This is a genomic window from Amycolatopsis iheyensis (assembly GCF_024703995.1).
GTDB lineage: Bacteria > Actinomycetota > Actinomycetes > Mycobacteriales > Pseudonocardiaceae > Amycolatopsis > Amycolatopsis iheyensis.
In genome coordinates this window covers 124579-147056 of the sequence record NZ_JAMXQV010000025.1, presented here as the reverse complement: position 1 = coordinate 147056, position 22478 = coordinate 124579, and the positions used below count along the sequence as shown (strand labels likewise).

Here is a 22478-nt window from a genome sequence, read left to right as displayed (position 1 = left end):
AGCCCGGCGAGATCGGCGGCGGAACGGTGGTTCGCCGTCTTCGCACCACTCCGGGCGGGCCCGCGGGTCGATCGTGTTCCACGTGATCGACAGGTCGGCGAACTTGGTGTGGCACAGCTCGACCTGCTCGCCGTCGAAGTCCAGCAGCACCGGCGCGTCCGCGAACCAGCTGTCGTCGTCGCGGTCCCACACCAGCCACGCCCGGCTCAGCCGGCGGCCGAACGTCACCGCGCCATCATCGCTTGAGCGGCGCCTGCAGCGGCAACGACCTCGACGAGTCGCCCACCTGCACGGTGAACCCGCCCTTCACCGGCGTCCACGCGTGCCGGCCGGTGTCCCACACCGAGAAGTCGCGTGCGGCCAGCCGGATCGTCACCCGCTGGGACTGCCCCGGCGCCAGGGAAACCCGCGAGAAGCCCTTCAGCTGCCGCGGCGGTTCGCCCGCGGCCGACGGGAAGCCCAGGTACAGCTGCGCCACCTCGGCGCCCGCCCGGTGGCCCGTGTTCCGGACCGTGAACGTCGCCGTCGCGCCGTCGCCCGTGGTGCGGACCGACAGGCCCGAGAAGGCGAACGTCGTGTACGACAGGCCGTGGCCGAACGGGAACAGCGGCGCCCGGCCCTGCGCGTCGAACCAGCGGTAGCCGACCTGCAGGCCCTCCGAGTACTCCGCGACCCCGTTCACGCCCGGGAACTGCGCCGCCGTGTTCGCCGGGGTGTCGGCGTCCGCCGCCGGGAACGTGATCGGCAGCTTCGCCGACGGGTTGACGTCGCCGAACAGCACGCCCGCCACCGCCGCGCCGTCCTGCTGGCCCGGGTACCACGCCTGCAGGATCGACGGCACCGAAGCCGCCCACGGCATCAGCACCGGCCCGCCGCTCTTCACCACGACCACCGTGTGCGGGTTGGCCGCCGCGACCGCCGCCACGAGCGCGTCCTGGTTGCCCTCCAGGGCGAGGCTCGGCCGGTCCTTGCCCTCGGTTTCGTTGTCGCCGACCATCACCACCGCGACCTCGGCGCCGGCGGCCAGCGCGGCCGCCCGGGCGGGGTCACTGCCGTCGTCCAACGTCACCGCGGCGCCCGGGACCCGCGCCCGCAGCCCCGGCAACGGGTCCACAGTGGACGTCGGGATGACGGCCGAGCTGCCGCCGCCGCCCGTCTTGGCCTTGGTGGCGAACGGCCCGATCAGCGCGATCGACCGCACCGCGGAGCTGAGCGGGAGCTGCGCGTGTTCGTTGCGCAGCAGCACCATGCCGCGTTCGGCGAAGTCCTTCGCCGCGGCGTCGTGGCGCGCGGTCGGCAACGGCGTGAGGACCGGCGGGTGGTCGAACTGCCCGAAGGCGAACATCGTCCGGAAGCGCGGCAGCAACAGCTCGTCGACGCGCTGTTCGCTCACCTGCCCGGCGAGCACGGCCTGCTTCATCTTCTCGCCGTACCAGGTGCCGTCGATCATCTCGAGGTTCATGCCCGCGTTCGCCGATCCGACGGTGCTGTGCGCGGCGCCCCAGTCGGACTGGACGAACCCCTCGAACCCCCAGTCGTCGCGGAGCTTGTCCTGCAGCAGCGCCGGGTTCTCGCACGTGAAGACGCCGTTGATCTTCGGGTAGGCGCACATCACCGAGCCCGCGTGGCCTTCGGTCACCGCCTGCTCGAAGTGCGGCAGGTACAGCTCGTTCAGGGTGCGCTCGTCGATGTGCTCGTCGATGCTCTGGCGCTGGGTCTCCTGGTTGTTCGCCGCGTAGTGCTTGACCTCGGCGATGGTCCCGTTCTCCTGGATGCCGCGGATGTCCGCCGCGCCCAGGGCACCGACGAGGAACGGGTCCTCCCCCATCCCCTCGAACGTCCGGCCGTTGCGCGGGACGCGGGCGATGTTGATGTCCGGCCCCTCGGACACGTTGTGCGCCAGCGCGCGGGTTTCGGCGCCGACCAGCCGGCCGTACTTCCGGGCGACGTCGGTGTCGAACGTCGACGCCAGCGCCATCGTGGCGGGCAACGCGGTCGCCGGCTTCTGCGGTTTGTCGTCGGCCGGGCCCATGCCGGCCGGGCCGTTGGCGATGCGGAAGCCGGGCACGCCGAGCCGCGGGATCGGCGGCACGAACCGCTGGTGCTCGGCGTCGGGCTGCAGGTGCAGCTGGGAGATCTTCTCGTCGAGCGTCATCGCGGCGACGAGCTCGGCGGCCCGCCGGTCGGGTGACTGCCGGGCGTCGAGCCAGGGTGCGGCGCCGGCCACCGCGGGCGCCGCCAGCGACAACCCCAGTACCGCGACGAGAACCAGTGGGCCGTTGCGCATGGAAGCTCCCTCGCCACCGAACGGATCGACGGCGGACAAGCTAACCCATACGTGATGGCGAAACATAGACTCGATAGTTGTTCATGTACTTGAACAACGAGTGGACTCAACCATTTTCCCGGCTCAGGCGTGGAGCGAGCACGAACGAGAGGGGACGAGTCATGGTCAAGAAAACACTGATCGGCCTAATCGGGGCCGGGGCGGCGACGCTGGCGCTGAGCACCCCGGCCCACGCGGAGCAGCCCGTCGTGTGGTCGCTGACGCAGTTCGTCGAGCCCGGCGGGCAGGTCCAAGCGGTCGTGTTCTCCGAGTGGGAAGTCGGCTGCGTGCCGAGCGGGCCGGTCACCTCGGCGGGCTTCACCGAGCCGCTGCAGTGGACCGAGGACGGCCCCTGGGGCCGGTACGCCGGCTACGCGACGGCGGTCGAGCAGCCCGGCGAGTACCCGGCGTCGTTCCCGTGCGCCGACGGCCGGACGGCCGCCTACTCCTTCACCGTCACGGACGACACGGGAGGCCAGGCATGATCAGGAAGGCACTGGCCGGCCTGCTGGCCGCGGGCGCGGCGACGCTGACGCTCGGCGCCCCGGCCTTCGCGGACGAGGTGACCTGGGGCATGTCGACCGAAGTGGCGCCCGGCGGGCAGATCTACGCCCAGGTGCTCTCCGGGGTCGGCAACGGCTGCACCCCGGCGGGACCGGTCACGTCGAAGGGGTTCGCCGCTCCGCTGAACTGGACCGAGGGCGGCAACTGGGGCAAGCACGCCGGATACACGACGGCGATCGGGACACCGGGCAAGTACACGGCGTCGTTCCCCTGCACCGACGGGCGGGAGGCGACCCAAGCCTTCACGATCCTGGGCACCCCGCCACCCAAGACGTCGACGAAGCCGCCGACCACCACGGCGAAGCCGAAGCCGAAGCCGACCGCGACCTCGAAGCCCGCCAAGGCGGCGAAACCGCAGGTCGCGGTCAAGCCGGCCGGGGCGCCGCAGACCGGGGACGGCTCGCTGAGCTGACCATCCACAAAGGACGCCGGAACGTGCGCGCTCCCCAGGCCCGCCGTTCCGGGGCCCGCCCACCCCCCAGGGGGCGGGTCGCCGGCCCGGCGTGCGGTGCCCCGCCGCCGGGCCGGTCTCAGCGGGCCGCGGCCACCCGCAGCGCCCGGTGGACGAACTGCTGGTCCCCCAGCCGGTGCCGCAGGTCGCGCTCCAGCCCGGCGATCGGGTAGAGGTTCTGCGGCGCCCGCGAGTCCTTGTACTCCACCGACGCGAACCGGCCCAGCACCGACTGCGTGAGGTTCGCCAGCTCGGCCACCTCCGCGCGGCCGAGGTGCGGCGCCGCCTCCACCCGCACCACGCCCGCCCACGGCGGGCCACCCACCGACGGCAGCCGCAGGTACCAGGAGTGCCGGACCCACGTCGTACCCATCAGGAACACCGGCGTGCGCTGGTGCGCGTCGAGCCGGCCGACCATCGCGTTGAGCTCGCCCGGCAGGTACGTCGTCTGGTGGCTCTTGATGAACCCGACCGCCCGGGGCAGGTGCGTGCGGCCGCTCAGCGGGCCGTCCACCACGAGCAGGTCGCGCCCGACGTGGCCGGCGATCGCCTCGCGGGCGTCGTGCGCCGTCTTCAGCTCGGTTTCGGCCAGCTGCTCCTGCACCGCCGAGGACAGCACGACCGCGAGCGGCTTGTCGTCCTTGGCCGTCGCGCGGAAGGCCTGGAACTCCCCCGCCGACGTCCGGATGCCCTCGGCTTCGGCCGCGACGGTGAACAACCCGCGCCGGACGTCGTTCGCGACGACGTGCGCCCGTCCGTCGCAGCAGCACACCACCCCGGCCGCGTACGACGCGCAGAGCCCGATGGACGCCGAGTTCGTCCCCGCCGGGTCGTCGATCCAGACGCGGGCGTCGATCCGGCGGACACCGTCGACGAACAACACCGCGTCGGGCGGCGAAACCGGCGAAGGGTCGATGGGCGCCCACTCCGCCGCCGGCACCTCGACCTCGAGCTCGACCTCGGCGCCCGAGCGCGCCAGCTCCTCGGCCTCCATCGAGCTGCCGTAGCCCGGGTCCCACGCGTCGACGCTGAAGTTCATCCCGGCGACCGCCGTCATGCGCCCTCCTTGGTGATGTGCGAGCCGGCGCCGTCGCGGGTGACCAGGAAGCGCACCGGCACGCGCTCGGCCAGCGCCGGCACGTGCGTGATCACCCCGACCATCCGGGAGCCGGTGGCGGCCAGGTTCTCCAAAGTGGACGCCACGACGTCGAGGGTGGCCTCGTCGAGGGTGCCGAAGCCCTCGTCGAGGAAGATCGACTCGAGCTTGGTCGCACCGTCCGCGGCCATGGCCCCGAGCTGCGACGACAGCGCGAGCGCCAGCGAAAGCGACGCCTGGAACGTCTCCCCGCCCGAAAGCGTCTTCACCGGACGCCGGGCGTCGGCCTCGTTGTGGTCCACCACCAGGAAGTCACCCTTGTCGTGGGTCAGCTCGAACTGGCCGCCGGAAAGCTCCAGCAGCGACGCCGACGCTTCGGCGACCAGCGTGTCGAGCGCCCCGGCGATCAGCCAGCGCGGGAACTTGTCCGAGCGCAGGAGATCCGCGAGCAGCCGCGCGACCTGGGCCTCGGACTCGGCGGCGGTGATGTCGCCCTGCAGGCCCGCGACCCGCGCCACGCGACGTTTCATCTCCGTGTGATCGGCTTCGGCGCGAGCCCGGGCCGCCGCGACGGCGACCGGGACGCGGTCGCGCACCGGCCCGTCCGGCAGGGCGACCTCGAGGGCGGTGACGTCTTCGGCGACCGCGCGTTCCGCCACCCGCAAGGCTTCGGCGGCTTCGGCCTCGGCGATCGTGGCGGCGGCCAGGCGTTCGCGGTGCCGGGCCGCCTGCCCGGCCGCCCAATCCGTGAGCGCGGCCCAGGCGCCGAGGAGGCTCTCGCCATCGATCGGCGGGGCGCCAAGACTCACCAGCGGATCGCGCGCGCGGGACAGCCGCTGCCGTTCGGCGTCGACCTGCTCGGCGACGCGTGCCTGGGCTTCCGAGGCTTGTTTCGCTGCCGCGCGGGCGCTTCGCAGGGCCGCGTCGGCCGCCTTCGCCGCGCCTTCGAGTTCGGCGACCTTCGCGAGCTGCTCGGTGACGACCTCGGCCGCGGGCGCGGCGGCCAGCGTCTCGACCAGTTCGTCGTGACGGCGCCGGGTGTTCGCCTGCTCGGTGCGCGCCGACTGTTCGGCCAGCGCGGCCTCCGAGGCCCGCTTCCGCCGCTGTTCCGCGTCCCGCTCAGCGGTCTTGAAGCCTTCGGCCGCGACGACGGCTTCCTTGCCCGCGGCTTCGGCGGCCGCTTCGAGCGAGGCCAGGACGGTGCGCCGGTTCTCGCCTTCGGCCGCCGCCCACGCGGTGAGCCGTTGCCAGCCCGCCGGGACGTCTTCGCCGTCGATCGCCGGCGCGCCCAGCTCCACCAGGGGATCCCGCGCCGCCCGCAGGGCTTCTCGCGCGGCCGCGAAGGACTTCTCGACGACGTCGGCATCGTGTTGCGCCGCCGTGCGTTCGGCGCGGGCCGCCGCGAGCTCCGCGTCCGCGGCACGCGCCGCTTCGGCGACACGGGTGCGGCCGTCGATCGTCGCCGACAGCCACTCCCCCCGTTCCCGCACGGCGGTGACGAGGTCCGCGAAGTCCTGCTCGGTGAACGAGGCCTCGACCGGGCGTCGCAGCACCGCCGACTCCGGCGGGCCCTCGACCTCCGCGAGCACCACACGCAGTTCTTCCGCCTGCGTGGCCGCGGTCGCCGCCGCATCGGCGTCCCGGTCCACCGCGCGTTCGAGCTTGCGCAGCGCGGCCTCGGCCGCCGCACGCTCGCGCTCGGCACGTTCGACGCGTTCGCGGGCCTCGGCGAGGTGGGCGTGCCCGCCCGCGTCCGGCAGCGTGTGCACTTCCTGCTCGCACACCGGGCACGCGTGGCCGACGGCGAGCCCGGCCCGCAGCACCAGGGCCTGCCCGGTGCGTTCGGCGTCGGCCAGCGCGGTCTTCGCCGCGGTGAGTTCGGTGTCGGCGCCCGCGAAGGACGTCCGCGCGGCTTCCAGCTCGGTTCGCCGGGCGGCCTGCTCGGGCGCGGCCTTCCGGTGCGCGTCGCACACCGTGTAGAGGGTGCGGGCGTCGGAGCGGGCGGCCGCGAGCGGCGCGACGTCGGGCTGCGCGGCGAGCGCGGCGCGGGCTTCGGCGTCGGCGGTCTCGGCCGCGGTCAGCCGGGCGCCGGCGGCCGCCAGACGGTTCGCGACGCGCGCCGAATCCGCGGTCAGGTCCCCGAGGTCCGCCGGCGGCCGCAGCCCGGCCAGCCGATCGCGGTCCTGGCGAGCGCGCGCGGCTTCGGCGGCCGCGTCCTCCGCGGCCCGCGACGTCTTGTCACGCGTTTCGCGGGCCGCATCGAGGCCGGACACCGCCTCGGTCACCGCGGCCGCGGCGGCTTCCTGCGCCTGGGACGCCGTTTTCGCGGCCGCTTCCAGGCCGGGAAGGGCCTGTTCGGCCGCGACGAGCTCGGTGCGGGCCGCGCGGATCCGTTCCAGCTCGCCACGATCGGGAGCGGCGGCGAGCGCGGCACGGGCCGTTTCGTCCGCGGCTTCGGCCGTTTCCAGCCCGGCGCGCGCGGTCGTGGCCGCCTCCGCCGCCGCCGACCGGCGGGTTTCGAGGTCTTCGACACCGTCCGGGCGTTCCACCGCGTCGAGGACACCCAGCTCCGCCGTCACCTTCGCGACGAGCTGCCGGGCTTCGTCGTGCGCGCGGGTGGCGTCGGACAACCCGGGCAGGGCCGCGCTCACCCGCGCGTCGAGGTCCGCGAGTGCCGTCATCCGCGCGGAAAGCCCTTCGACGGCTTCCTCGGTGGCGTCGGCGTAGCTGCCGAGCTGTTCGGTGAGGACGGCGGCACGCTGCTTCTGCTGCTCCGCGGTCACCCCCGCTCGGCGGCCGATCCGCTCGTAGACCTCCAGGCCCAGCAGCTTGATGAGGATCTTCTGCCGGTCGGCGGCCTTCGCGTGCAGGAACTCGGCGAAGTCGCCCTGGGGCAGGGCCACGCAGGTGCAGAAGTGCTTGAAGGTCAACCCGAGCAGGCGTTCCACGGCCGGGGTGACCTCGGAGTCCGCGGCGACCGGGTCGGCGTCGTCCTCCGGGCCGCCGAGCGCGGTGGGGTCGGCAAGCCGTTCCAGGCGGACGTTCTTGACGCTGACCGTGGGTTTCTTCCCGCCACCGCGCCGGACTTCGCGCACGACGTGGTAGCGCGCGCCGCCGGCGTCGAAGACCAGCCGCACGGTGGCGCGGTTCACCGTCGGCGCGAGCGCGGGCGCGACCAGGCCTTCGTGGTCCCAGCGGGCGACCGAGCCGTAGAGGGCGAAGGTGAGCGCGTCGATCACCGTGCTCTTGCCCGCGCCGGTCGGGCCGACGAGCGCGAAGTAGTCCGTGTCCTCGAAGCTGACCTCGGTCTTGTCGCGGAACGACGCGAAGCCGGTCATCTCCAGCAGCACAGGCCGCATGTCACACCCCGCTCGTCTCGTCGTCGTGCAGCCGCGCGAACAGCGACTGGACGCGCTTGTCCTCGATCGTCCGCTCCTCGCAGAAGCTCGCGAACAGCTCCCCCGGCGAACGGTCCGCGATCGCCCGGTCGCCGCCCGACGTCGTCACGGTGGCGGCGAACTCCGGGTCGATCCGGATCTCCAGTGCGTTCGGCAGGGCTTCCTGGATCTCCTCGCGCAGCCCGGCGCGGGTCGCCTCGCGGACGTACACGCGGAGGTAGTCCGCACCGAACTCTTCGGCGCGGCCGACGAGTTCGGCCACCGTGCCGTGGACGGTCCGCAGCTTCCGCCCGGCGGTGAGCGGGATGTCGGTGATCTTCGCCGGCGTCGTCGGCGTGACCTCGACCGACAGGACGACGCTCGTGTTGTCCTGCTCGCCGAAGTCCACCGCGAACGGCGAACCGCTGTAGTGCACCGGGCACGCGGCGGGCAGCGACTGGCGGCGGTGCAGGTGGCCGAGGGCGACGTAGTGCGGTTCGGCGCCGAACGCCGTCGCCGGCACGTGGTACTCGAAGATGGACTGCGCCGCGCGTTCGCCGCCGCCCATCGCGCCGCCGGTCACCGTCAGGTGCGCCATGACGAGGTTCACCGCGCCGTCGGAAAAACCGGACTTGAGGTGGTCCAGGATGTCGCGCACCCGCTGGTCGTACTCGCCGACGTTCTCCGCCGGGGTGCCGGTGAGCAGCTCCGCGGCGCGGATCGCGTAGCGCTGCGAAAGGAAGGGCAGCACCGCGACGTTGACGCGCTCGCCGGTCGAGCGCGCGTCGAACGACACGACGCCGCCGTCGGTGGCCGGGCGCGGGTTCCCGGTCAGGTGGATGCCCGCTTTGCGCAGCAACGGCCGGTACGCCTCGAACGTCGCCGCGTGGTCGTGGTTCCCCGCGATGGCGACGACCTCGGCGCCGGTGTCGCGCAACGCCATCAGCGCCTGGACCACGAGCTCCTGCGCCGACGCCGAGGGCGCGGACGTCTCGTAGAGGTCACCCGCGACGAGGATCGCGTCGAAGGTCTCCTGCCGCGCGATCCGGACGATCTCGCCGAGCACCGCGCGTTGCTCGTCCAGGCGGTTGCGGCCCTTGAGGGTCTTGCCGACGTGCCAGTCGGAGGTGTGCAGGAACTTCACGCTTCGTCCTTTCCTTCCGTTCGGGTGACGGCGACGGCACCGCTCAGAACGGCGGCGGGTCGTCGCCGAACGGGTCGGCGCTTCCCGTGGGCAGACCGGCGAAGGGATCGGCGCGCTTCGAGGACTCCGTGGTCGAAGGCACCTTCCCCGCCTCGGAAAGCCGCGTGGCCCAGGCCGGGAACGGGAAGCCGACGGCGATCGGCACCGGGATCTCGGGCTGGCTCACGAACATCGTGCCGGGTGTGGCGAGCGTGGCCCGGACCCGCTGGCTGGCCGGGAGGAAGCCGTATTCCGGCCGTGAGGCTTCGGCGGCGTCGAGGCGCCCGACGATGCGGACCGAGCTGTTGCTGACGATCCGGCGCTCCACCTCGGAAGCGGTCTGCTGCGCGCCGACGAGGATGACCCCGAGGGACCGGCCGCGCTCGGCGATGTCCAGCAGCACCTCCTTGATGGGGCTGCTGCCTTCGCGCGGCGCGTACTTGTTGAGCTCGTCCAGCATGGTGAACAGCAGCCCGCCCGGGCCGGCGGCTTCCTTGCGCGCGGTCTCCGCGGCGAGCGTGACACCGACGACGAACCGCTGCGCCCGCTCGACGAGATTGTGGATGTCCACGACGGTCACCTGCTGGTTTTCCGTCGACAGTTTGCGGGCGGGGTGGTCGGCGAGATCGCCGCGGATCAGCCCGTTCAGCGCGCGCTGGCTCGAGCGCAGGCGGCGGATGAACGCGTTGACCGTGCCCGCGCCGGTGACCGCACCCGCCCAGCTCGCGCGGGTTTCCTCGTCGGTGACGCGCTCGCAGACGACGTCGATGAGCTCGGCGTAGGTGCGGCACAGGACACCGTCGACGTTCGCCGCGCCGTCCTTGCCCGCCGGGGTGCTGTCGAGCCGCAACCGGTTCGCGACCTGGTGGATGACCATCGTGTACTGGTTGCGCTCGTCTTCGGCGTCGGCGAAGACGTAGGGCAGCAGGTCACCGGCGCAGAACTCCGCGATGGTCCACCAGAACGCGCCGACGCCGGAGGTGCGCCCGGTGACGTAAGGCTTCCCCGTGGTGTCCGAAGGCGTCGGCGGCGCGTAGAACCCGACGGAGGCGAAGGGCTCCGCGGGCAGGCCCAGCTTGGCGTACTCGGCCTTGAGCTTCTCGTCGAGGTGGACGTTCGGGGTGTCGAGGAACAGCAGGTCCTCGCCCTTCACGGAGAACACCAGGGCCTTGGCGTTGTGGGCGTTGGGCAGGGCGCCGCCGCGGAAGATCGAGTGCAGCAGGAACAACGCGAACGACGTCTTGGTGGCCACGCCGGAGACGCCGCTGATGCTGACGTGCGCGCCGCGGGTGCCGTCGAGGAAGTCCATGTTGAGGAAGACCGGTTCGCCGTCCCGGCCCAGGCCGACCGCCACCTGGCGGGTCATGTTGTCGAAGTACAGTGCCTGCGCGCGATCCTCCCCCACGGCCCGCGAGACGACGGCGCCCGGCTTGGGCGGCACGTAGCACTCGGGCTCGACGCGGGTGGTGGCGATCTCGGCGATCTCCTGCACCTGCGCGGGCAGGACGCCGTCGGAGATCAGGAAGACGTCGCTGCCGAAGCTGGCGCCCTCGTGCCGCGCGCTCACCTGCGTGACGACGCCGAAGGACGTGACTTCGCCCAGGCCAGGGAGTTCCCGCCGGGTGACGACCACGTCGTCGAGCTGCAGATAGGCCTCCGGGTCGATGGCCACGTGGAACTGCAGCGGCGTCGAATCCTCGGTGCCCGCCACCCGTCCGACCACGGTGGTGCGCGTGTCCTGGTCCACGGTTCTCCCTGTCTCACCCGGTGCTTCCTCCGGCCGCAGACTAGCCCGCTCCCACGACAGTCCCGCGCTCAACACGGGGTTGCGCGGAGTGCGTCACCACCGGTTCTTGCTGCGCCGAACGAGTGAGTTCACCCGCCAGGGAAGATCCTTTTGCCGCCACGGGCATCCCGGCGCGGCCGCCTCCGGTTGCGGCGCAACGACGTCGCCGCGCCTCCGGGAGGTCGCCCCGGGCGGGTGCGGCGGCACCGCGGCCCGGTTCCGCGTTGGCCCCACGGCGAAGCGGCGTCCGGACCCCCGCCGGCGGGTCGCGGCGGGCCCTCCGGCGGGGGCGCCGGCGGGGCCGCGATCCCCGATCGCAGCGCGGGATCGGGGCCGGGGTGGCCCCCGCCACACGCCGGGGGACCCGCCACCGGCGTGTCGCGAAAAAAGTCCTCCGAGGGGCCTCGGGTCCTATATGGACGACCACTGTGGACGGCCTGGCTACCAGGTTTTGGCTGCTCAGAGCCATGGTCGACGTCTCGGCTCGGTTCCGGGCCCGGTCCGGCGGAGGCCCCTCGGGAGGCGGAACCAGCGCCCGTACAAGGAAATATTTCGACCCCCGGTTGGATTTTGTGCGGTATTGGTAATACCGTGTGCAGTGTCGGCCGAGATGGGCCGTGTACGAGTAGTTCCACTATGGAGGACTGGAATGACGAACAAGGCCCAGCTGATCGAGGCGCTGTCGGAGCGTCTGGGCGACAAGAAGGTGGCTTCGCAGGCCGTTGACGGTCTGGTCGACATCATCATCCGGACGGTCAACAAGGGCGAAAAGGTCAACATCACCGGCTTCGGTGTGTTCGAGAAGCGCGCCCGCGCCGCTCGCACCGCGCGCAACCCGCGCACCGGTGAGGCTGTCCGCGTCAAGAAGACCAACGTGCCCGCCTTCCGCGCCGGCACCACCTTCAAGGACGTCATCTCCGGCACCAAGAAGCTGCCCAAGGCCACCCCGGTCAAGCGCGCCACCGCGGCGTCGACGACCACCCGCGCGGCCACCGCGAAGGCGTCGGCCCCGGCCAAGACCACGAGCACGCGGGCCACCTCGACCCGTGCGGCCGCGGCCAAGCCGGCCACCGCCCGCGCGACGGCCACCCGGACCCGCGCCACCGCGGCGAAGCCGGCCGCCAAGGCGACCGCGGCCAAGGCCACCGCCACCAAGGCGGCCCCGAAGACCGCGGCCAAGGCTCCCGCCAAGGCCACCGCGGCCAAGGCCACTACCACGCGGGCGAAGGCCGCCGCCAAGCCGGCCGCCACCAAGACCGCCGCGGCCAAGAAGACGACCGCTGCCAAGGCCCCGGCCAAGCGCACGTCGGCTGCCAAGAAGAAGTAACACGCTCCACCTCGGAAGGGCCCCGCACCGGTTCGGTGCGGGGCCCTTCCGTGTTCCCGGGGTGCGGAACTCCTCCCGCGCACGCGGATTCCCCGACCGGCTTGAACGGCGTACACGACGGTTGCGCCGGGGCCGGGCGGGGTAGCCGGGAAAAGTGAGGGGCGTTCCGACACGCCCCGCCCGAGGAGTGGTGATGACAGCGAACGAGAACCGGCCCGAGGATCTCGCGCAAAGCCGGCAGCACATCAAGGAAGCGAAGGAAGCGGCCCGCGAAGCCGACCTCGCGGACCCCATCGAGGCGGACGAGACGCCCCAGGCCGACGCGCCCCACCAGGAAGGCGAGCAGGGCACCGCACCGTAGGAGCCGCTGTTCCGTCCTATCCGGACTCCCGTGCGATCGATCAGGTGTTCGCACGCTTCTCCGGCGCCGCGCCGCCACGCGAGAAATCCCGGGCAGCCCGATTGCCCCGAAACGCGCGTAGGCGACGGTAAATTGCCGTGCGGATCGCCGGGTGGATACACTCCACCGAAGAACGTCGGCCATTGTGCAACTTGTCACACGTCGTGTTCTCGGACGCACATCCACCTTGAGGAGCAATAACGTGGCCCAGAAAGTCCTCGTCGAGATCCTGGACGACATCGACGGCAGCACCGCCGCCCAGACGGTTCAGTTCGGTCTCGACGGCGTCACCTACGAAATCGACCTGTCGGACGAGAACGCCACGGCCCTGCGCGACGAACTCGCCCGCTTCATAGGCGCGGGCCGGCGGATCGGCGGGCGCAAGGTGCGTGTCGCGACCGGCCAGTCGACCACGACCAGCAGCACCGACCGCGAGCGCAACCAGCAGATCCGCGCCTGGGCCAACGCGAACGGCTACGAGGTCTCCGAGCGCGGCCGCCTCTCTTCCGAGGTGATCTCGGCCTACGAGGAGGCCCAGGTCGCGGAGGCCGAAGCCCCCGCGCCGGCGGCGCGCAAGCGGGCCCCGCGCAAGAAGGTCGCCGCCGCCAAGAAGTGACGGCGGTGGTCGCCGGAACACTGGGGAAAAGACCAGGCCGCCGGCGGTGAGGACGTATCCCGCGTCCGCACCGCCGGCGGTTCTCGTTCAGCCGGGTTTTGTGACTCCCGGAACGAACAAATCCGCACCGCGATAACTGCTCATCGCCCCGGTTCGCCGAGCCCACCGGTCAACCGCGCCGGCTCGAACCGCACGTAACGTCCGTCGCCGGCCGCTTCGTTGAGCCGCCGCGGTTCCGTGCCGTCGCTCCAGCGGCCGGTCTCGATCCGCGACTCCAGCGCGTGCAGTGCCGCGATCGTCTCCGACGTCCGGAACGCGCAGTGCCCGGTCGCGCCGACGTAGGCCTGGCGCAGCAGGGATCCCCGGCCGGCGCGCCGCACCTGCCCGGCGTACCAGTCCTCCTGCTCCACCGGCACGAGCTGGTCGGCGGTGGTGTGGATGTTCAGCGTCGGGACGCGCAGCCGGCCGGTGACCATCGACGTGCGCGCGAGAGTCCGGACCGCCCGCGGGTCCGGCCGGATGTCGGCGTCGCGCGTCAACTTCGCCAGATCGGCGTCGAGGTCCAGGCCGGCCGCGCGGTAGAGCGCCCGCACCTGGCGGGCGTGGCCGCTGCCGCCGAGCAGCGTGCGGTAGTCGACGCCCGCGGTGAACGCGCTGTTCCCGCCGGCGGCCAGCTCGACCTGGTACCGCCCGGCGACGACGAAACCGAGCACGAGCTGCGTGAGTTCCTGCTGCTGCTGGACTTCCTGGCCCGCGTAGTCCGGCGGCGGCGTCGGGCCGGTGAACCAGCCGGGCTCGTTCAGCAACGCCGCGGCGAGCGCGATCCGCGCCCGGCCGGCGGGCGAACCCTGCGCGTCGGTGGCGATCTTCGTCAGCGCCGCGGCCGACGCGGCTCCCTCGGCGGGACTGGCGAACCGGACGAGCTTGACCGGCTGCCCGGGGGCGAGCAGGTGGGCGAGGGCGTACTCGCCGTCCAGCTGGTAGTTGTTCAGGTTGAGCGCGCCGGCGACGAGCCCGCAGGTGGAGAGCACGCCGTCGAGCCGGCCGTCTTCGGCTTCGAGGGCGCTGACCAGCCCGCCCATCGAGGTGCCCCAAGCGATCGTCCGGCGTGGGTGGCCGGTGAGGCGCTCGAGGGCGGCCAAGGCGTCGAACTGGTCGCGCACGGCGGAATCGAGTGCCCACCACGACGGGCCGCTGTAGGAGGAGCCGACGAGGGCGTAGCCCTGGCCGAGCAACGCCGTGCGGGTCTCGTCGTCCGGTGCGTTCTGGGCGGTGAGCGGGCCGAAGCCGTGGCTGTAGAGGATGGTCGTGCCGTTCCAGGCGGCGGGCACGTCGGCCACCCAGGAGGCGCCGTCCGGCAGCTGCCCGGTGTGGTGCCCGCTCGTGGTTCCGGCCGCGACGCCGGTGCTCAGGCCGACGGTGGTCAAGATGGTGGCGATCAGTGCCAGGACGCGCATGGTGGTGCCCCTCACCCCGGGCCACTCCGCCCGGCTCGCCGAGCAGCGTGCCACGCACTCCCGCAGATGTACAGGTTTCCTGTCTTTTCAGTGCGAGGGCCGATCCGCCAAGGCGGCATGACAGGCGACGACGTACTCCCGGAACCGCCCGGCATCCCCGCGGCCGAGCCCGGCGACCATCCGCCGTTCGACCGCGGCGACGTCGTCGCGCACCCGGTCGAGAACGTCCTGCCCGGCCCCGGTCAGCCCGATCACCCGCCGCCGCCGATCCCGCGGATCCCCGGCCCGCACGATGAACCCGAGCCGCTCGAGCGCGACGACCATGTCGGCCATGGCCTGATCGGTGACGAAGGAGTTCCGCGCGAGTTCGGCGGTACTGAGCCCGGACCGCCGCTCGAGCACGGTGAGGGCGGTGTACTGCAAGGGCGTGAGCCCGACGGGCCGCAGCACGTCGTCGAGCCGAGCCCGCACGGCGAGCTCGAGCTGCTTGACGAGGTAGAGCAACCCAGGCCCGGCGGCGGCAGAAGAAGACACACCCCCATGGTGACCGACGATCGCGGAGGTGTCCCGTCAGCCTCCCCGTTCCGAGATCATCCGCCCAGCTCATGGGCTTTTTCGTGACCCCGCCACCTTGACGAGGTCGTGACCTCGTGGCGTTTCGCGCCCACGAACGGCGGGTAGTGAATGCGCTGCGAACATCCTGTGGTGCGGACGGAAACCTCCCACCGGGAATGGCGGAGAGGGGACCCCGATGAACTGGAACCAGTTCCTCGCGCCCGTGGCGAGCGGGGTGACCGTCGCGCTCATCTTGGCCGGGCTTCGGTCGCTGTGGCGCCGTACCCGGTTGCCCACTGGGCTTTCGCAGCGGATGACGCGCCGGAACTACCTCGCCGAAATGCTGGTCATCGCCAAGAACGACCAGGTCGACCGGCTCGACGCGCTGGTGCCGAACCTGCTGCCCGCCGACGGGTCGAAGGTGCTCGCGAAGATCCAGGAGTCGTGGGCGCGGATCAACGAACGCCGCGGGGTCCGGGTCATCACGCGGACCGAGCCGGTGTCCCTCACCGCCGGCGCCGAGCTGCTCGGCGCCGGCATCGAGGTCCGCGTGTCGCGGGCGCTGACGTCGGACCACTTGTCGTACCACGTGTTCTCCGGCGCCGACCAGCACACGGTGCTCAACCGCCGCACCGGCGGGAAGGACCGGCCCGAGCGGCTGGACGAGATCTCGGCCGCCAAGGTGTTCCGCAGCCACTTCGACGAGGTCTGGACCAAGGCGGAGCCCCTCGAATCAGTCCTGGCGGCGGAAGTCCTGGCCGGCAGCGACGACACGTGGCCGCACCTCGCGGACCGGATCCGCGAGCTGCGGACGGCGTACCACCTGTCCCCCAAGGCCGAGGACGCCGTCCTGCGGCACCTGGCCTTCCGCCACCGGGCACCGGTCATCTTCGTCACGGGCCTGCCGGGCGCGGGCAAGTCCCTGGTCCGGCGGGCGCTCGCGGCGGAGCTGCGCCGGTGGCGGCTGCAGGTGGACGAGCTGAGCGACTACGTCTACGCGTTCGAAGACTTCCTGCATTCGCTGATGCTCCTCGACGACGGCCGCGGCACCGGCTACAGCGCCCAGTTCGGCGGCGCGTTCCAGGTGGAGCGCGAGGAAAACCTCCGCCCGGCACTGCACGCGCTGGGCCACCGGGTGTGGCAGAACCGCCGCAGCAGCCCGATCACCCTGGTGGAGTTCGCCCGGGCGGACACGATCGGAGCCCTCCAGGTCTTCGGCGACGAGGTGCTGGCCGCGTCCCAGATCATCCACGTCCGCGCAACGGACGGCATCCGCGCCGACCGCCTGGCCAGGAGGGGCGAGCCACCACGGCTTTCGGTGGCGGGCCAGTCGATCAACCTGCTGGTCTCGGACGAGCACCGCCTCCCGAGCAACGCGGCGCACAAGCTGTACAGCAAGGACGACTTCGCGCTGCTGAAGGCCCAGAAGAACCTCGCGGGCCGAGTCCACCTGGTGGACAACGACACCGACGGGACGTCCCATGTGGACGAACAGCTGACGTCGTTCATCGAGACGGTCGTGCGCCCGTACCGGAACCTGGCGGCGTAGCGGAAGACCCCGCTACTGCCCGGTTCCACTCCGGCAGACCTCCGACAGACAGCAGCGCGGCGGGAGCCACCGGATCCGGGCGGAGCCGCGGCCGTCCAGCTCCAGGACGATGCGACCCTCCGGGAAGCGGCCGGCCAGCTGGTCCGCGACGTGGATCGCCAGCCCCAGCGGTCCCCCGTCCGCGGCCGCGACCAGTGCGGCCAGGTCCTCGCCGCAAGCCGGCGAGGCCGGGAGCTCCAGCGGTCCTTCGCCCGGACGCGGTGGGTAGGGGTGATCCGGCAAGCTGAGCCAGCCGACCGTCTCCGTTTCCTTCACCGCCACCCGCACCGGGCGGAACGTCGTCGCGTCCACGACCGTGCTGCTGCGGACCACCTCGTCGAAGAACCATGCGGAAGCGATCAGCGCCAGCACGCCGGGTGACTCGCCCAGTGCCGCTTTGAGCCGTGGCGCTTCGAGCAGGCGGAACGCCTGGTTGATCGCCGGCCCGGTCGCGCCTTGGTCGTCGTAGGCGACCTCGCCCGCGTGCAACGCCATCCGCAGCCGGAACCGTTCGCCGGGCTCGTGGGTCTCGTTGTGCCGCCGGACTTCCCGGGCGAGCACCGCGGGCAGGACCTCCACGAAGGGGCCCTTCAGGATCTGCGCGGGCACCAGCACGAACGTGCCGTCCCCCGTGCTTTCGTGGCGGCAGTCGAACCACGGCACGCCCGCCTCGTGGAAAGCGCGGCGCAGTGCCTGGTCCAGCCCGTGGCGGACGGCCAGCCGGTGCGGGGTGGTCCGGCGCGGATCCCCGTACCCTTCGACGTCCACCGCCAGGATCGTCCGATGGACGACCAGACGTGAGTGTTCCATTTCCCACCACCAAGTCCGATGAAGCCAGGGAGACGCGCATCCGGCGCGCCGGGAGCGGGTCCTACGCGGACCGGCGGCGGTCGCGAGCCGCACCCGCGGGACCGGCCGCGGCGTGCGGGACGCAGGCGAAGCACCGCACGCAGGGCATTCCCGTGATGCCGTCGAGCACTTCCGTCACGGCCGGGTCCAGCAGGTCCCCGCACAGGGTTTCCAGCACCGGCGGCGTCGGCCCGTGCGCGGCCGGCGCGACGAAATGCACCTGCCGCTCCCGTTCTCCGGCACGGCGCCCGTCCGCACGGGGCACCCCGCGCCGGATCCGGACGGCGACGACTCGGCGGTTTCGAAAACGGCGTTCGGCAGACATGACGTGTCCGTTCCTCGGTGCGGGCCACCCCGTGGGGCCGGGGTGGTTCCCAGTTCAGGCGCGAAGATGCGATACTCGGCGGCGCGGGACCGGCCGGCTGACGACCGGAGTTCCGGCCCCGCGCCGCGGTTCTTCCAGGAGAGGGACCGGATCAGCCGATCAGGGTGCGGCCCTGGTCGGCGAGGGCGGTCAGCAGGATCACCAGGTGCGCGGCGACGATCGTGATCACCACGCAGCCGATCCTGCCGGCCGCCCTTTTCCGGTGCTTTCCGGCCATTTGACCTCCTGCTTCGACGGGCTGCCGAAGCAACCCTGCGGCTCCTGCTCGTGCGGCGGGAGCCTCGGCGCTCCGGGGAGCGCCGAGGTTTTCGGGACGCGCATGCAGCACCTCCGGATCCGGGTGGGGACGACTGAGCCGATCTGGCTTCGTTTTCGACGTTATCGGGTGATCAATTCACTGGGAAAGCATTGCACGGTCAACGGGTTGAATCGTGCGACGACCGGTTCTCCGGTCGACCAGTTGAACGTAACTACCCGATCAGTCGCCACCGGGGCGAGTATTCCGATACTGATCGGATAATGAACGGATACTGATTTCTTCTCGGGTCGGCCGGCACTATCCTTTTACTCCCCCGCAGGTGGCCGGCGGCTCGGCACGCGATCGCGTCATCCGTGCAGGGGCCGCGGACTCGGGGGTTCCGCGGTGTAGGCCGCGCGCAGCTGCTCGGTGATCAGTTGCCGGATCGTATCGAGCGAGACGCCGCGATACTTTTCGCGGAACCCCTGCTCGAGCAGGTTCCGCTGCCGCTGGTTCTCGGCGCGCAACTGCCAGTTCGTGGTCTGCTCCAGCTTGAGCGCCGCCCCGAGCACTTCGACCCGCTCGAGAAGTTCGCAAGCCGTCTTCGACATCGACATCAGCACCGCGCGCAACGCGACCGGATCCTCGATCGGGTGCCGCGACCGTTCCACCGGAACGCTCGCGTCCGCCGGGACCCGCGCGGCCGGGATCGGCAACACGGGCTCCGCGTCCCACACCGGCGACAGCACATCGGCTGCACGCTCCGGCCGGCCGCCGGACCGGATCATCTCGACGGTGACCACCGGCTCGTCGATCCACTCCGGGGCGATCACCGGCCCGGCGTAAGCCCGCGTGGGACGGTCCCGCCCGACGCACCGGGCGAACAGGGCCGCCGCCTGGGCCAGCACTGCCTCCCGGCGCACCGGGGGCACCGCGACCTCCACGATCTCGACGATCCGTTCCCACGGCGGCGGGCTCGTCGCGCCCTGCCCGAGGGACTTGGCCAGCAGGCGCGTCAGCGAGTCCTTGGTCTGGCCGGCGCACCAATGTCCTTCGCGGTCCCCGTAGGCATCGAGGAGGCACTGCCGCGCCTCCGCGAGGCTTTCGGCGTCGTCGGCCAGGTTGACCAGGAGGAACAGGATCAGCTTGCGTTCCTCGGGCGCGAGCGGGGACTTCTTCGTCCCGGCGTCGAAGGCCGCGGTCGACGGAAGCCGCCCCAGCGCGGTCCGGCCTCTGGTGCGCGGGCCGCGCCGCTCGTCACGGGCACTCACGATCTGCCCCTTCATCGGGTGGTCGGGCGCGCCGGCGCCCGAGGGCGTCCAGCGCACGGTGGTTCACCTTCGGTTCGATGACGGGTCCGCACTTCGCGAACCCGGCGGCGTCCCTCGCCCCGACAACGAGGTGCGCGCCTTCAGCGCCGGTGTCTTCCGGCGTCGGCGTTGTCCGGTGCCGTGGTCGGTGGCGGAACGACGAATCCCATGGTGCGTACTCCGTGAAAGGGCGGGGGAAGGACGGGAAACCTCCCGTGGGAATCCCAACCTAGCCGTTCCCGCACGACCCGGTACGCGCTCACCACGGGCCGTTTCGACACCGGCGCGCACCGGGCAAGCTCCCCCGAATGGCGCAACGTGTCACACTTCAGCGACACCTGGCCGCCTTTTCGGTCGGCGGGACCGCCACCCACGGTGCAATTCGGCTCACCTCAATGGAGCAGTCGCACCGGGACCCCCGCCGCCGGCGCGGGCCTGGCTGGAATATTCCGGAATCCGATCAGAATATGCAGGCCCAGGGCACCGGAGCGGCTCCGATTCCGCCCGGCCGCCGAGCGATTCCGACATATCAGGCAGACGTCCGCTCGAACACCCGCACAAGATACATACGTGTCTGCATGACACGGCCGTCCGGCACGCGCACGCGCGCCCGCACGTGCCGATACGCAGGCATTCAACGCCAATCGGGTGAAGATTTCACACCTCTCGGCACCATGCCCCCGCAGCCACTTGCAACAGGAATATTCACGATCTATGCCTGAATAAGTCGGATATTCCAAACTGCACTCAACGCTTGACAAAGGGGGAGACATGGATATCGGAAACTACGACCCGATGGTCGCCGGGGACGCGTTCGACGCGGACCGCTGGGAGCGGAGCCCGTTGTGCGGGCCTGACCAGGGCGACTGCGTCGAGATCAACTTCGGGCGGCCCGGCCTGGTGGCGATCCGGGATTCGAAGCTGGCGAACAGCCCGGTGCTCGTGTTCAGCACCGCGGAATGGGAGACCTGCACCCGGGGCCTGCGCGAGCCGAGGTGACCCGGTCGCCCGCCACCGGTGGCGCCGGGTGAACCGGCGCCACCGGGACCAGGCCGCCGGCCCACTCAGCGTGGTTGTCCGGCGGTCGCGCCTACTATCATCGGTGGCAGCACGCCTCCCGATTGGACGACCTCACCGTGGCGCGGCCGCCCTCCCTCTCACCCCAGGACGACAACGAGCAGCGACGACTGCTCGGTCTCGCCGTCCGCGAGCTGCGCAAGCAGGCCGACCTGACCCAGGAGGCGCTCGCGAAAGCGGCGCACTCCTCCCAGGGCGCGATCAGCCGGCTGGAGCGGGGGTACGTGGGCAGTTCGGCGATCCTCGAAGGCGTCTTGGCGGCCCTCGCCCCGGCGCCCGAGGTGGTGGCCGAGCTCCGGCGGCTGAACCTGGCCAACGAGCGGGGCCAGGAGAAGCACCAGAAGGACCTGATCGAGGCGACCACACCGTGGTTCGGCAAGGTCCTGGAGCTCGAGCCGCGGGCGACCGCGATCCTGAGCTGGACCGGCGAGCGCGTCAAGGGTCTGCTGCAGGCCGAGAGCTACATGGTCGAGCTGTTCCGCGGAAGCGACGTCGACAGCATCGCCGACGCCGTGACCGGGCGCGCCGCCCGCGCGACGCGGGCGTTCATCGAAAACGCCGAGTGCCGGTACGAGTTCCTGATCAGCGAAAGCGCGGTCGACCGGCTCGTGCGCTGCGAGACTTCGACGAAGTACGTCGCGGTCGACCAGCTCAAGCACCTCGTCACCCTGGTGGACCGGAACCCGAACATCGGCGTCCGCCTGGTGCCCTACGCGAAGCTCCTGTACGTCGAACCCGATTTCACGATCATGGAGTTCGCGCCGCCGGAGGCCGCCTTCGGCTACAGCGACCTGCTGAAGAGCCTGGTCACGACCGAGCCGAGCAGTGGGCTCGACCTCGACCACCTTCGCGAGTGCTGGGCCAAGCTGAGCCACTCCGCCCTCGGCGCCGGGGAAACCCGCGACGCGCTCGAAAAAGCACTCCGGCGGTGCCAGGAGTCACCCTGATGCCGCCTGTGACCGGCAGTACCACCGAATAGGATAATTCGATCGACAACGCTACGGGGAGCGAACCATGACGGCGTCGGGAAGCGAGCCCTACCCTCCGGCCGGGGTCGACCTCAGCCATCCCAGTATCGCGCGGATCTACGATTACTACCTCGGCGGCGACACCAACTGGGAAATAGACCGGCAGTTCGCGGAAAAACTGCTGACCGAGTTCCCGATCCTGCGGCCGGTCGCGCGCTCGAACCGGTTGTTCCTGCACCGGCTCGTCCGGCACCTCACGAAAGCAGGCGTCCGGCAGTTCATCGACCTCGGCTCGGGCGTGCCGACCATGGGGCACGCGCACGAGGTCGCCGACCAGGTGGCGCCGGGCGAGGTGCGGGTGGCCTACGTCGACCACGAGCCGGTGGCGGTCGCGCATTCCCGGAGCCTGCTGCGGCAGTACGGCGACGAAGACCGGCACATCGCCATCCACGCCGACATCCGCGATCCCGAAGGACTGTGGGAAAAGATCGGGGCGAGCGGGGTCATCGACCTGGACGAGCCGGTGGCGCTGCTGATGATCGCGGTCCTGCACATCCAGCAGCTGCCGACGCCGGACAGCCCGGTGTCGGAGGACCTCGGCCCCCAGCTCGTCGCGACCTACCGCGACCTGCTGCCGAGCGGTTCCCACCTCGCCATTTCCCACGTCACCGACGAAGGAATCCCGGCCGGTTCCGCCGAGATGCTCGACCGCATCAAGACGATGTACGACAGTTCGGGCAGCCCGGTGATCTGGCGAACGAAAACCCAGATCGAGGCGTTGTTCGGCGACTTCCGCATCATCGACCCGGGACTGACGTGGACGCCGTTGTGGCACCCGGAAGAAGCGTCGGTCACCGACGAGACACCGAACCTCGACGAACCGAGCAAGTCCATCGTCCTCGCCGGAGTGGCGAAGAAGGAATAA

At 71.5% G+C, this 22478-nt stretch carries 20 protein-coding genes; 9 read left to right on the top strand and 11 right to left on the bottom strand.

Features of this window, described 5'->3' with window-relative positions; genetic code table 11:
• Positions 1–235: 235 nt before the first annotated feature.
• A complete protein-coding gene (locus tag M8542_RS37265; protein ID WP_257925048.1) occupies positions 236–2287 on the bottom strand; it encodes a glycoside hydrolase family 3 C-terminal domain-containing protein in 2052 nt (683 codons plus the stop codon).
• A gap of 161 nt (positions 2288–2448) precedes the next feature.
• Between M8542_RS37265 and M8542_RS37260 the strand changes: the two genes are divergently transcribed.
• Both M8542_RS37260 and M8542_RS37255 read left to right on the top strand, forming a co-directional pair.
• Positions 2449–2811 (top strand): hypothetical protein, encoded by a 363-nt coding sequence (locus tag M8542_RS37260; RefSeq protein WP_257925047.1) that lies wholly within the window; start codon positions 2449–2451, stop codon positions 2809–2811.
• The gene (locus M8542_RS37255; RefSeq protein WP_257925046.1) at positions 2808–3302 is read left to right on the top strand and encodes a hypothetical protein; all 495 of its coding nucleotides are present in this window, start codon (positions 2808–2810) and stop codon (positions 3300–3302) included. Before M8542_RS37260 ends, M8542_RS37255 begins: the two co-directional genes overlap by 4 nt.
• A gap of 118 nt (positions 3303–3420) precedes the next feature.
• On the opposite strand, the gene M8542_RS37250 is transcribed toward M8542_RS37255, so the two are convergent.
• From M8542_RS37250 to M8542_RS37235, 4 genes are read right to left on the bottom strand one after another with little or no spacing between them, the layout of a single operon-like run.
• Positions 3421–4398 carry a hypothetical protein gene (locus tag M8542_RS37250; protein ID WP_257925045.1) on the bottom strand — a complete coding sequence of 326 codons (978 nt, stop codon included), beginning with the start codon at positions 4396–4398 and terminating at the stop codon, positions 3421–3423.
• Positions 4395–7796, bottom strand: a complete 3402-nt coding sequence (locus tag M8542_RS37245; protein WP_257925044.1) for an AAA family ATPase — start codon at positions 7794–7796, stop codon at positions 4395–4397. Before M8542_RS37245 ends, M8542_RS37250 begins: the two co-directional genes overlap by 4 nt.
• A gap of 1 nt (position 7797) precedes the next feature.
• A complete protein-coding gene (locus M8542_RS37240; RefSeq protein ID WP_257925043.1) occupies positions 7798–8958 on the bottom strand; it encodes an exonuclease SbcCD subunit D in 1161 nt (386 codons plus the stop codon).
• A 43-nt stretch (positions 8959–9001) separates the two neighbouring features.
• The gene (locus tag M8542_RS37235; protein ID WP_257925042.1) at positions 9002–10744 is read right to left on the bottom strand and encodes an ATP-binding protein; all 1743 of its coding nucleotides are present in this window, start codon (positions 10742–10744) and stop codon (positions 9002–9004) included.
• Between the two features lie 688 nt (positions 10745–11432).
• Here M8542_RS37235 and M8542_RS37230 point away from each other — a divergent pair.
• The 3 genes from M8542_RS37230 (at position 11433) to M8542_RS37220 (ending at position 13126) form a co-directional block, all read left to right on the top strand.
• Entirely contained in the window at positions 11433–12110 is a 678-nt protein-coding gene (locus M8542_RS37230) for an HU family DNA-binding protein (RefSeq protein WP_257925041.1), read from the top strand.
• A gap of 193 nt (positions 12111–12303) precedes the next feature.
• Complete coding sequence (locus M8542_RS37225) at positions 12304–12471, top strand: hypothetical protein (protein ID WP_257925040.1); 168 nt, start codon at positions 12304–12306, stop codon at positions 12469–12471.
• 241 nt (positions 12472–12712) lie between these two features.
• Positions 12713–13126: a histone-like nucleoid-structuring protein Lsr2 gene (locus M8542_RS37220; RefSeq protein ID WP_257925039.1), complete on the top strand. Its 414-nt coding sequence runs from the start codon at positions 12713–12715 to the stop codon at positions 13124–13126.
• Between the two features lie 140 nt (positions 13127–13266).
• On the opposite strand, the gene M8542_RS37215 is transcribed toward M8542_RS37220, so the two are convergent.
• A complete protein-coding gene (locus M8542_RS37215) occupies positions 13267–14583 on the bottom strand; it encodes an alpha/beta hydrolase family protein (protein WP_257925038.1) in 1317 nt (438 codons plus the stop codon).
• Between the two features lie 87 nt (positions 14584–14670).
• Positions 14671–15117, bottom strand: a complete 447-nt coding sequence (locus tag M8542_RS37210) for a MarR family winged helix-turn-helix transcriptional regulator (protein WP_257925037.1) — start codon at positions 15115–15117, stop codon at positions 14671–14673.
• A 217-nt stretch (positions 15118–15334) separates the two neighbouring features.
• On the opposite strand from M8542_RS37210, the gene M8542_RS37205 reads away from it, so the two are divergent.
• Positions 15335–16687, top strand: a complete 1353-nt coding sequence (locus M8542_RS37205; RefSeq protein WP_257925036.1) for a DEAD/DEAH box helicase family protein — start codon at positions 15335–15337, stop codon at positions 16685–16687.
• Between the two features lie 12 nt (positions 16688–16699).
• On the opposite strand, the gene M8542_RS37200 is transcribed toward M8542_RS37205, so the two are convergent.
• The 4 genes from M8542_RS37200 to M8542_RS37185 form a co-directional block, all read right to left on the bottom strand.
• On the bottom strand, positions 16700–17536 hold the full coding sequence (locus M8542_RS37200; RefSeq protein WP_257925035.1) for a hypothetical protein: 837 nt from the start codon (positions 17534–17536) through the stop codon (positions 16700–16702).
• 61 nt (positions 17537–17597) lie between these two features.
• The gene (locus tag M8542_RS37195) at positions 17598–17795 is read right to left on the bottom strand and encodes a hypothetical protein (protein WP_257925034.1); all 198 of its coding nucleotides are present in this window, start codon (positions 17793–17795) and stop codon (positions 17598–17600) included.
• 256 nt (positions 17796–18051) lie between these two features.
• The gene (locus tag M8542_RS37190) at positions 18052–18177 is read right to left on the bottom strand and encodes a hypothetical protein (protein ID WP_257925033.1); all 126 of its coding nucleotides are present in this window, start codon (positions 18175–18177) and stop codon (positions 18052–18054) included.
• A gap of 389 nt (positions 18178–18566) precedes the next feature.
• Positions 18567–19526, bottom strand: a complete 960-nt coding sequence (locus tag M8542_RS37185; protein WP_257925032.1) for a hypothetical protein — start codon at positions 19524–19526, stop codon at positions 18567–18569.
• 753 nt (positions 19527–20279) lie between these two features.
• On the opposite strand from M8542_RS37185, the gene M8542_RS37180 reads away from it, so the two are divergent.
• The 3 genes from M8542_RS37180 to M8542_RS37170 all read left to right on the top strand — a co-directional run bounded on the left by M8542_RS37180 (position 20280) and on the right by M8542_RS37170 (position 22478).
• Positions 20280–20507, top strand: a complete 228-nt coding sequence (locus M8542_RS37180) for a DUF397 domain-containing protein (RefSeq protein WP_257925031.1) — start codon at positions 20280–20282, stop codon at positions 20505–20507.
• Positions 20508–20629: 122 nt separating this feature from the next.
• Positions 20630–21532 carry a Scr1 family TA system antitoxin-like transcriptional regulator gene (locus M8542_RS37175; protein ID WP_257925030.1) on the top strand — a complete coding sequence of 301 codons (903 nt, stop codon included), beginning with the start codon at positions 20630–20632 and terminating at the stop codon, positions 21530–21532.
• A 67-nt stretch (positions 21533–21599) separates the two neighbouring features.
• The gene (locus tag M8542_RS37170) at positions 21600–22478 is read left to right on the top strand and encodes an SAM-dependent methyltransferase (RefSeq protein WP_257925029.1); all 879 of its coding nucleotides are present in this window, start codon (positions 21600–21602) and stop codon (positions 22476–22478) included.

Excerpts from the sequence above, each read along its gene's own strand:
- M8542_RS37250 (WP_257925045.1), bottom strand. The coding sequence starts at position 4,398 with ATGACGGCGGTCGCCGGGATGAACTTCAGCGTCGACGCGTGGGACCCG.
- M8542_RS37200 (WP_257925035.1), bottom strand. The coding sequence starts at position 17,536 with ATGGAACACTCACGTCTGGTCGTCCATCGGACGATCCTGGCGGTGGAC.
- M8542_RS37225 (WP_257925040.1), top strand. The coding sequence starts at position 12,304 with ATGACAGCGAACGAGAACCGGCCCGAGGATCTCGCGCAAAGCCGGCAG.
- M8542_RS37170 (WP_257925029.1), top strand. The coding sequence starts at position 21,600 with ATGACGGCGTCGGGAAGCGAGCCCTACCCTCCGGCCGGGGTCGACCTC.
- M8542_RS37260 (WP_257925047.1), top strand. The coding sequence starts at position 2,449 with ATGGTCAAGAAAACACTGATCGGCCTAATCGGGGCCGGGGCGGCGACG.
- M8542_RS37180 (WP_257925031.1), top strand. The coding sequence starts at position 20,280 with ATGGATATCGGAAACTACGACCCGATGGTCGCCGGGGACGCGTTCGAC.
- M8542_RS37230 (WP_257925041.1), top strand. The coding sequence starts at position 11,433 with ATGACGAACAAGGCCCAGCTGATCGAGGCGCTGTCGGAGCGTCTGGGC.
- M8542_RS37190 (WP_257925033.1), bottom strand. The coding sequence starts at position 18,177 with ATGGCCGGAAAGCACCGGAAAAGGGCGGCCGGCAGGATCGGCTGCGTG.
- M8542_RS37245 (WP_257925044.1), bottom strand. The coding sequence starts at position 7,796 with ATGCGGCCTGTGCTGCTGGAGATGACCGGCTTCGCGTCGTTCCGCGAC.
- M8542_RS37215 (WP_257925038.1), bottom strand. The coding sequence starts at position 14,583 with ATGCGCGTCCTGGCACTGATCGCCACCATCTTGACCACCGTCGGCCTG.
- M8542_RS37265 (WP_257925048.1), bottom strand. The coding sequence starts at position 2,287 with ATGCGCAACGGCCCACTGGTTCTCGTCGCGGTACTGGGGTTGTCGCTG.
- M8542_RS37205 (WP_257925036.1), top strand. The coding sequence starts at position 15,335 with ATGAACTGGAACCAGTTCCTCGCGCCCGTGGCGAGCGGGGTGACCGTC.
- M8542_RS37255 (WP_257925046.1), top strand. The coding sequence starts at position 2,808 with ATGATCAGGAAGGCACTGGCCGGCCTGCTGGCCGCGGGCGCGGCGACG.